The sequence below is a fragment of the Candidatus Hydrogenedentota bacterium genome (genome assembly GCA_035450225.1).
Taxonomy (GTDB): domain Bacteria; phylum Hydrogenedentota; class Hydrogenedentia; order Hydrogenedentales; family SLHB01; genus DSVR01.
Map to the genome: position 1 here is coordinate 1 of DAOTMJ010000103.1, position 1859 is coordinate 1859.

At 59.5% G+C, this 1859-nt stretch carries 1 protein-coding gene; it reads left to right on the top strand.

The annotated features are described in order from the left end of the window. The coding region (locus P5540_19865; protein HRT67071.1) for a choice-of-anchor Q domain-containing protein at positions 1-1859 on the top strand (1859 nt) is incomplete at both ends.

Here is a 1859-nt window from a genome sequence, read left to right on the forward strand (position 1 = left end):
ATGCACAATTGTCTCGGCGCTTCGGCGATTGTAGAAAACACGGTATTTTTCAACAATCAGGCATCGGAAATGGGCGGGGGCATTTACAATAAGGCCGCCTCCCATCGCCTGACCAACTGCACGTTCCTGTACAATACGGCGCGCGATGGCGGCGGCGTTTATAATGAGGGAGGCGGCCCCCGGTTGATTTCCTGTTATTTGGGGTTCAACAACGCGACCGGGTCGGGCGGCGGTGTGTACAACAACGGCGCAGGCCCCACCATCACTTCAACCACGTTCGAGTCCAACACCGCCGGCATGGACGGCGGAGGCATTTATACCACCGGAGGGATTTTGGTGGCAGCCAATTGCACTTGGCAGGCCAACACCGCCCAAAATGCCGGCGGAGGGGCCTACAACAGTGCGGGGACACAATCTTTTTCGGCATGCCGGTTCACCGCCAATGCCTCTTCAGTAAAAGGCGGCGGCATTTACAACGGGGGAAACTGCGCTCCCTCGCTTGTGAACTGCCTTTTTTCGGGCAACATCTCCGGAACGGCAGGCGGGGCGGCCTACAATGAAGGAGGCGGCATTCAGTCTTTCACCAATTGCACCGTGTATGGCAATACGGCGGACACGTGCGGCGGCATCTTTACCCGCACCGGTTCAACGGGCGCGATAGTAAACTGCATCCTGTGGAACGACGGCAACGGGGAAATCGCCGTGGACAACGGCGGGATCGCCACGGCAGACTATTCGGATATCCAAGGCGGATGGCCCGGCCAAGGCAATCTCGATGCGGATCCCGCCTTGCGGAATCCCGCAGCGGGAGATTTCAGGCTCCGGGCTGTATCGCCGTGCATTGACGCGGGGACCGCCGCAAACGCCCCCCTGACGGACCTCGCGGGGGTCGTGCGTCCTCAAGGTTCCGAGTTCGACATGGGCGCCTACGAATATGTGGGCCCCCGCATATCCATCGTCGGACCTTCGATTCCCATAACAAATATCGGGCCGGTGGAGTTTGTTCTTATCTATACGGATGCGACGAGCATCAGCCTGATTCCAGACGATGTAGTTCTGAATATCGAAGGCACCGCATCGGGAACCATCGGCATTTCCGGGAGCGGAGCAGTCCAGCGGATAGTAACGATTTCGGGGATCTCCGGCGATGGCGCATTAGGTATTTCCATCGCGGCAGGAACGGCGTTGGATGCCGATGGGAACGAGGCTCCGAATGCGGGTCCAAGCGATACCGTAACGATAGACAATACGCCGCCCACCGTGCTGCTGCAAACGACTGCCTCAGACCCCACCGGCACGACACCCATTCCGGTGACGGCGCTGTTCAGCGAATCCGTCCTTGGATTCGACGCTTCGGATGTGGGAGTGTCCAATGCCATTGTCGGCGACTTTGTCGGCGCGGGCGACAGCTACTCGTTCAATCTGTATCCCATGTCGAATGGACCGGTTACGGCGACGGTGGAAGCAGGCGCCGCCACGGATACAGCCGGCAATCCCAATACGCCGGGATCCCTCGGCATCACCTTTGAATCGCCCAGCCCGACGGTTGTTCTGGCCACGATAGCGCCCAATCCAACGAATGCAGCCCCTATTCCGGTAACGGCCACCTTCAGCGAATCCGTCATGGATTTCGACGCCACGGATATTGTCGTGGACAATGCCTCGGTGGACCATTTCACCGGCATGGACGCGGCCTATTCCTTCGACCTGATTCCGTCGGGCGGAACCGTTGTGATAGCCGTCTCGATTCCGGCGGGCGTCGCCTTCAATTCGCTGGGATCGCCCAACTCGGCTTCCGCGCCGCTCATTCGCACCTACGATGCAGACCCGCCTGTCGTGCTATCGGTCCAGACAACCGG